The following is an 8550-nucleotide window of genomic DNA, read 5'->3' as shown; positions in this document are numbered from 1 at the left end:
GATTTTGATGCGAAAGCGTCAAAATACGTATAGGGTTACGTCAATTGACACAATTTCGTCGCCTTGCTAGACTTATTGTATCAATTAATCTAGGGGAAGTGGTGGCACTTTATGTTGTTCTCTATTTCATTTAATCAATCTCACCAAAGTTCATTAAGCCATAATAACAGAGAAAACATTTATGGGAATCCTGGCATCGATCCATCCAGGTTAGACGAGAATATCTACTTTGTTCAAAAGGATATCTGAAGTGTATACAAGGATGTCTTTCAAGAAGCGGTGGACAAGTATAATGAGTAGCAAAAACGAAATGACCGTAAGATTCAGGACTACTATGACAAAATACATAAAAATGAAAAGACACATGAGCAACGAGAATTGGTTGTAGCGGTTGGAGAGGGTAAAGATGACCCAAAGGTAAAGGTATAGGGAAGCTAAAAAAGAAGCGTTAAAACAGTATGCGGAGGCGTTTCAAGGGCGAAATCTAAATCTAGCAGTCTATAACATGGTTTTACATGATGATGAAGCAAATCCGCATTTACATATTAACTATGTACCGAATTTCGAAAGTAGTCGAGGATTAACGAGGCGTGTCGGAATGGATAGAGCCTTGCAACAACAAGGAGTACAAGGAACAGGGAGAAAGTTAATTGCACATTGGAGAGAATTAGAAACGGCCTATATTGAGCAATTGGCTAAAGAACACATTCCGAATTTTGAACGTGCTAATGTAGGTTCACATAAGTACATGAAAGTCCGTCAATACAAGGAATATGCAGAAGCGAAGTCAACTATTGAAAACCAAGTACAAGAAAAAGAAACACAGTTACAAACGATTGACTATCATTTAAAAAACGTTGAAGAGAAAACAAACGAATTAGAGATAGTAAAACAACAAGTAGCGAGTGAAAGTGAAAAACTGCAGCTAATTGGCCAGCGTCATGTAGAGTTAGAAAAAAGAGTAGAACAAATGCAAAAAGAATTAGATAGTGCTACAGATCAAGTACCAAATGAACCTGTTAAAATTCCATTTTTGCGTAGAGAAGTAATAACAGAAGTACAAGATAAAATGTTTGGTAAAGCTGAAATTATGAAGAAACAGACAAGAAATTATGTATTATCACCGGAACAATATCAAGAATTAACAAAACAAGTAAATGCAGCAGTTACTATTAAAAAGGATTATGAGCGTTTGAAAAAGACAGATTTTGTGAAAGAAAATGAGAGTTTAAAAGTGCATACAGAGGGATGGATGGAAGAAAATCGAACATTGACACAAGAAAGAAATCAGTTACAAAAAGAAATTGGTGTATTAAATAGAGAAATTAGTTCATTAAAAGCTCATATAAAGGGTTTACAGACGAATATAAGAGTTTTGTATGTACAAACGAAAAAAGTTTTTAAAGAGCAATTTAAGGCGTTTAGAGGGATTATTAAAAACGAATTAGATAGCAAGGGAATAGATTAATCAATTTGAACGTGAGCATAAAAGAGAAATGAATAGAAATCGTGGATTGGACATGGAGCGGTAAAAATAAGGAAACTTTGTTTTTATCTTTAAGGTTATTGAAAATAAAAACGTGATAGAATGAAAAAAAGAGTCATGCGGGAACATGACTCTTTTCATAGGGTATTCTACGAAAATACCTAAACTTCATTTATCTGATTATAGATTATCATAATTTGATTTATAATCAAATAGCAAAAAATAGGTGTTTTTGTTGATTCCCTCAATTAAGGAGGAATTAACTTAGATATGACAAAGAAAATTATTGATTTTGGACAATGTGAAAAAAAGGCAAAAGAAAGAGATAGTAAAATTAATAGCATTTATGAAAAACTTGAAGGTAGTGGTGGACTTTCTGAAGAAGAAAGAGTCATTATGTTACAAGTATTAAGTAAAATGTCTGGTGGAGAAGAGTATTTTATTGGTAAAAAGAAAAAACCTACAGATCGGGTGAGATTTGTCCAAATGATTACAGAGAATATTGATTATTTATGTGAAATTGGCTATTTAACTCAACCAGAAAAGGCATTTTTATTTGATATTTCAAGATTTCTAGAATTTAAATCAAATGTTATTGTTGAAAAAAATGAAGATGATGATATAAAACCGAATATAGCGTCTCCTAGTTATTTAGCTAAGAAATTAGGGAAAACAAGAACTTCTATTTCGAAAATGATGAATGAATTGCTTGAAAAAGGGGTTTTAGGAGTTGCAGAAACAGGTGTAATAACTGAAGATGGAAGGGCTTGTTCAGCAAGAACTTGGTTTGTTAACCCCAATATATTATGTAATTCACCTAAAGATGATATTGATAGAGCGACTCAACAAATTTTTTCAAAAGCGCTACGTAATATCAAAATCGAAGGTAATAAGAAAAAACATAAACTACCAATTTATTTATTTTAGATGTCAATTTTCATATTGACATTTTTTATTATGTGTGTTTTTCCGTTTTTTAGGTGTTAAAAAAAATTAACACAGGTGTTAATTTTTTTTAACACCTAATGTCTTATAAACCCTTGATATAACTGAATTTCTTCACTTTTCTCTTCTCACTCTTATATATAGAGCTAAAAGTTCCGCAAGGAACAGGTAGTATTTTTGAGCAAACCATTCTCAAAAATCTCCACCTTCATCATAAAAAAGTCGGTTCGTAAATCCTCACCTAAAGGCTAACGCCTTTTCTTTTTTATGATGTCCTTGCAAAACTTTTTTCGGCTCGTATGCTTTTCTCGCCAAGCCGACAGACAAAAAGCAAAGCAATAGTTCTCGCCTTGGACTAGCAATTATACGAGCCGAACCGCTTAGATCATTCGTTCTAAAATAGTCCTTATTCAAAAATATATACGTAATACGTGGGGTTTCCCCCCCACACGACGAGCCAGCACTCTAGCCAAAAAGCAAAATTGATACCAAAAGATTTCTATTGTCCTTATAACTTTTAAAATATTTATTCCTCATTAATACTTTTTCTTTACAAGCTAGGAGAAGAAACTCTTCTCCTGTGCTTTTTATAATATATTAGGCAGGATAACTAATCTTGAAATTCTGCTGTAGCCCAGATATCGTCAAAATCATTATCATTACGATCTTCAAATCCGTAAGTTTGAAAATTACCTTGATCAGTTTGAAATGGATTTTCTTTTACACGACTTTGTATCCAAGGTGCTCCGCTGCTTGGTCCACTTTCTTTGTGCCATCCGGTAACTCTATACGCAACATTTTGACCTGTAGTATTTTCGTCTGTAGTCCACTCAACCAAGTGTCGAGGGGGAGTGCCTGCTTCATGCTTTTTTATTGGATTGCCAGTGTCTGCGTTATAAATACAAATACAGTTTTCCCAATTAGCACTACTACCAAATGTAAATTTAACACGTTTGCCAGGTGGAACTGTAACCCAACCAATGTGCTCTAAATCATCAATTATTCCTTTATTATTATCAGGACCAAAAACATTTCCAGCCATATAAATACCCCTTTTCTTTTTTAAATTAGATTTTAAAAACATTGTTGAAACTTTCTTAATACTTTAATCAATACCATGGTTAAAACGGTACCAAATTTTGATTAATAGACAGAATAATAATGGTCATTCAATGAGTTCTTTGATAATGGTGAAAGTTATATTAATCCTCCTTTCAAATAAATTCCATATTAGTATTCTTAAAAAAATATATCCTCATACTTATTTTTTACTTTTTCAAAAATTACGATCAAACAAATTTTTTCATATCCAACCAATTGAACAAGATAAATGTTTTTCAATCATACTACCATTTAGTTCAACAAGGAGTAATGTATATTCGATACATGATCGGTTTACATAACGTCTCATTATCGGTAGCAAGGAAAACGCACAAACCTTTGATATCATTGGATTTGTGCGTTTTTTCTTTTTATTATGTTATGCATGATTTTATACATTGTAAAGATACTAGGGTTTTTCCGGTTTACGCATGTCCTGTATTAGTACAAAAATCTGTATAAAATCTTGTATAAAAAAGGTAGTTGATTTACTATGTTCTACCCCGATCAATTTTAAAATCAAAGGGAATCCTCTTAAATTCTCGAATAATCATTGAAGAGCGGGTGAACGAGCGCCCACAAGAAAATTTATGATATTCTAAAGAGTGAGGTGATAGCTTGAAGGAATATGAATATGTCTTGTTAAACAAAGAAATGAGTGAACGATTAAATATCGGGGTAAGTACTTTAAGAAAGTGGGCTGCCGCGCTAGAAAAGAACGGATATTACTGGGAGAAAAATGATGATGGTACTCGCTATTATACTCACTATGATCAAGATACACTTATACTGTTTAAAAGTTTAGTACAAGAGCAAAAATTTAATTTAGAACAAGCTGCAAAAGTTATTATATCTAAGCGTGAAGGAAACCGCTCTTCATCAAGAACGGGGGACGCTCTCCAAGAAATACAACAAGAATCTAAAAGCGAAACCCACTCTTCTAGCCGTTCTCTAACTCCTGTGACAAATGAATCTATACAAAGTTTAATAGATTATATAAAAGAGCAAGACAAACTTAATAGACACCTATTAGAAAAAATTGAAGAGATGGAGAAGGAACGAAAAAGTGATAGAGAAATTCTAGAGCGTATGGAACATCAACTTACTCGACAAGAAAACCGAGCAAATGAAAGAGATAAAATGTTGATGGAAAATATACGAAGTATTCAACAGCTTGCAATTACAAAACAAAAAAATTCTTTGTGGAATCGTTTATTTAATAAGTAAATAAAAAGGCTCACTCTTTGTTATATAAGGAGTGAGCCTTTTTGTTTACTACTGATAATCGTACGTTATGTTAACCTGACATGCATATGATATACAGTTCATTTATGTAAAATGAAATAGACAATTAAATTAGTAAAAGAAACCATACTTAGTAAAATCAATGTGAATATACTAAATTAGAATTCAAAATTAATAGAACTTAAGGAAACTAGGAAATTTCTATAAGAACTAGATAATATCTTGAATTCACTTCATATTAGTAGGTGATAATATATGGAAAATAATCAAACTAATGAAGAGAATGATAGTCAGGAACAGACGGTAAACACAAAAAAGTCGTGTGAAATCGGACCTTTAACTCCAAATAAGCGTCGTAATAAGGCTTTTAAAATTCGTTTAAAAGCAGCGAATTTCCAAAAAAAACAACCTCTCCCGAATCATGTATGTAATGGTGACGAAAACTTGTATCCCCAAAAAATAGGCAACTTCTCTAAGGCTTTGCTACACAATCAACTGGGTGAAGTTAATCTCAATGCTTATAAAGCTTTAATTCATTCATTAGAAACAGGTAACTCGGACAATTTTGAGGATATCCCTCTTGGTGGAGTTGTGAAGCTTACCAATCCTCAAGCTGCCTATGCATTCGAACTGGCAGGACCTGATAGTCATCATTTGGGTATTGCTGTACCACCAGCCTTTAGTAGTGCCTGGGAAGCGAGTGAGATGGCTGAGCTTTATTGGAGAGCATTGACGAGAGATGTATCTTTCGCAGAATTTGACATTAATCCACTTACCCTCCAGGCTGCCTCTGAACTATCAGGATTTTCAGATTTTCGAGGCCCTAAAATCAATGGGGTAGTCACTACAGGTACTCTTTTCCGTGGAGGTACAACCGGTGACCTTGTTGGACCTTTTATTTCTCAATTTCTGTGGAAGGATATTCCTTTTGGAGCTACAACGATTGTTCAAAAATATCGTACTACAGCAGCTGGAGACGATCACATGACCACATATGAGGAATGGTTGAACATTCAAAACGGATCGAACCCGACTATATCAAATGTATTTGACCCAACTCTTCGTTATATCCGAAATGGTAGAAATTTAGGGGAATGGGTTCACCAAGATTTTCCCTACCAAAGTACTCTCGATGCTTGTCTAATTTTGCTGAGTTTTGGAGAAGCTGCATTAGACTCAGCTAACCCTTATCTGAATTCGGCAACACAGGTTGGCTTTTCCACTTTTGGCGCTCCACACATTTTAGATATGGTAGCCCGAGCTGCTCAGGCAGCTTTAAAAGCTGCTTGGTTCCAAAAATTTCTGGTTCATCGCCGGCTTCGGCCGGAAGAATTCGGAGGACGCGTTCACAACACCAAGACCGATGCCGCCAGCTATCCAATTAACTCAGAATTATTAAATTCACAGGCGATTTCCAAGGTTTTTGACAAGTACGGCACTTATTTGTTGCCTATAGCTTATGCAGAAGGTTGTCCGGCTCATCCTGCCTATCCTGGAGGACATGCTAGCTTTGTTGGAGCTGGGGTCACTATGCTGAAGGCGTTCTTTAACGAATCATTTGTAATCCCTAATCCAGTTGTAGCTAGTTCTGATGGTCTTTCATTACTACCATATTTAGGGGCACCTTTAACCATTAGCGGGGAATTAAACAAACTTTCCTCCAATATCACTCATGGGCGCGATACTGCCGGTCTTCACTGGCGCTCAGATGGGGTGGAGGGTCTAAAATTAGGAGAAGCAGTCGCCATCGGAATTCTTCAAGACTATAAAGCTACCTTCAATGAGAATTTTAATGGTTTCTCTCTTACCAAGTTTGACGGAACTACCATAATAATCTAAAAATGAGAATTTCGTTAAAATTCCTCATTACAGCCATAAGAAGAGCAAAGAGGTTTCAATTTGAAGCCTCTTTGTTATGCTTAAAATGTCTATAAAAACCTATTTTACGGATAGATGAACTTCTGATAACGGGAATTATGTAAATACGAAACCCCTTCAGCAAGTAAACTAAAGGGGGTTTTTCTAGATACATTGAATACAGATAAGTGGGGTTATGTAAACTTTTAATATGGTTTTTAATCTTTGGACAGGATTAAAATTGTTAAATAAAAATTATTTATACAAACTAATCCCTTATCTATTATAGATAAGGGATTAGTTTAATTTTGTTGTATGGTGTAAACAAAATTGAGTGTCATAATATATGGTAACATGGATATTTATGTGTTTTTTAAATTTTATTTATTCTAAACAAACAAAAAGAACTAGTATGATACTAGTTCTTTTTGTTTGTAGATCCATATTTAAGTAGTAGGGTACTACATATAAATCAATACAATATTAGAAGTAAAAGGATACCAACCTTTGTACAGATTAATTATAGCATAAATTTTCAGAAAAAATATATTTATTAGTTGGTTATTTATTCCTTGTTTTATCGTGTTTTGAATGTATACTTTTGTCAGTGGTTTTTGGGAAAATGAGTAAGTTGTAATGAAGTTAATAAAACCAAAGATTTGAATGTAAACTAATATACAAAAGTTTACTTTCAAGAGAAGTAAAAAAGAGTCCTATATTTATGGGACTCTTTTTTTAATTTCTGATAATATTGTATTAATTAAATGTAGAGCATAACTTAGTAAGGAGTTAAATATGTGAACCATTAGTTTACATGTATTAGAGTAATGGTTTCTTTATTGATTACGGTTTTATATGTAATGATTTCTTAGAGGTGAATAATATGAACTTAAAAGATTTAAAAAATAAACATATTAAGTATGACTGGAAAACTATTTTTGTAGGCGTCCAAGAAAATTATTTTAGTAAAGACGTTATTTCTGATTATGCGGTAGAGTTGATGGATATTGGTGATGAAAGTGGGTTTGTTAGTGAACTTGCATGGGGAGTATCTAGTGAAAATTTAGATAAATTGATGTTAGAAATAAAAACTAATTATTTTCCTCAATTAGATGGAGAAAGCACAATGTTAGTAGAGGAGAATAGAAAACTAAGATTTGTTTGTTTATCTGAAATAAAAGAAAGATGTAAAGAAGATAATGAATTATTAAATGAAATTGCAGAGTTTTATGGAAATCATCATTATCCAGAAGATATGGTGAGTTTTATTAATTATATGCCTCAAGAAGTCCCAACTACGAAAGAAGATATGGTAAATAGGTTTGAAAAATTTTTAAAATTAGAGAGAGTGAGATTTAAATGCTAATGTAATAAGGGTGAGAATAGGCGAGATGACATTTTACTTGCAAGGGCCAAATATGGATGTTATAAGAAACAAAAACACGAGATTAGACAAGCTAAAGGGTTTAAACGTTACACTTGCAAAACGATTATTGGGAGAAGAATAATAAGCGGTAAGTGTCAATGGTAAGCGGACTGGAATGGATCAGCGGTTTTTGCTGATCCAGGAAAGGAGCATTAAGGAATTGACACGTGTAGCCGATTCTGCACCCTCTTGGCATTTCCTCAAAACAAACCGTTTTGGGGATGCCAACCGGCGAGGGAGCCCCTCAAGGATTGAGGGGTTGGGGAGTTCGATTGATGGGGTCAAGGGGAAGAGTTCCCCTTGTAGGTTCGGACAAAGTCCGAGGTCTTTTATCCATGCTAAGCATGGCTCGGCGAAGCCGACAAGCGTCGCAGACCCCTATCGATTTTGATGCGAAAGCGTCAAAATACGTATAGGGTTACGTCAATTGACACAATTTCGTCGCCTTGCTAGACTTATTGTATCAATTAATCTAGGGGAAGTGGTGGCA

At 34.1% G+C, this 8550-nt stretch carries 5 protein-coding genes and 1 pseudogene; 5 read left to right on the top strand and 1 reads right to left on the bottom strand.

The window, feature by feature from the left end:
- Positions 1-111: 111 nt before the first annotated feature.
- Both CQZ94_RS29335 and CQZ94_RS29330 read left to right on the top strand, forming a co-directional pair.
- Positions 112-1532: pseudogene (locus CQZ94_RS29335) on the top strand (plasmid recombination protein).
- Between the two features lie 224 nt (positions 1533-1756).
- Positions 1757-2413: a MarR family transcriptional regulator gene (locus CQZ94_RS29330; RefSeq protein WP_105588251.1), complete on the top strand. Its 657-nt coding sequence runs from the start codon at positions 1757-1759 to the stop codon at positions 2411-2413.
- A gap of 628 nt (positions 2414-3041) precedes the next feature.
- Here the strand turns inward: CQZ94_RS29330 and CQZ94_RS29320 are convergent.
- Positions 3042-3473 carry a hypothetical protein gene (locus tag CQZ94_RS29320; protein WP_105588250.1) on the bottom strand — a complete coding sequence of 144 codons (432 nt, stop codon included), beginning with the start codon at positions 3471-3473 and terminating at the stop codon, positions 3042-3044.
- Between the two features lie 677 nt (positions 3474-4150).
- Between CQZ94_RS29320 and CQZ94_RS29315 the strand changes: the two genes are divergently transcribed.
- The 3 genes from CQZ94_RS29315 (at position 4151) to CQZ94_RS29305 (ending at position 8000) form a co-directional block, all read left to right on the top strand.
- Positions 4151-4759: a MerR family transcriptional regulator gene (locus tag CQZ94_RS29315; protein ID WP_002170141.1), complete on the top strand. Its 609-nt coding sequence runs from the start codon at positions 4151-4153 to the stop codon at positions 4757-4759.
- Between the two features lie 273 nt (positions 4760-5032).
- Positions 5033-6616, top strand: a complete 1584-nt coding sequence (locus tag CQZ94_RS29310; RefSeq protein ID WP_105588249.1) for a vanadium-dependent haloperoxidase — start codon at positions 5033-5035, stop codon at positions 6614-6616.
- A 901-nt stretch (positions 6617-7517) separates the two neighbouring features.
- The gene (locus tag CQZ94_RS29305) at positions 7518-8000 is read left to right on the top strand and encodes a DUF2247 family protein (RefSeq protein WP_105588248.1); all 483 of its coding nucleotides are present in this window, start codon (positions 7518-7520) and stop codon (positions 7998-8000) included.
- Positions 8001-8550: the final 550 nt, after the last annotated feature.

The organism is Bacillus sp. MYb209, assembly GCF_002975175.1.
Classification (GTDB): Bacteria; Bacillota; Bacilli; order Bacillales; family Bacillaceae_G; genus Bacillus_A.
The sequence above is the reverse complement of the archived record's forward strand: the minus strand, read 5'-3'. Positions and strand labels throughout refer to the sequence as shown.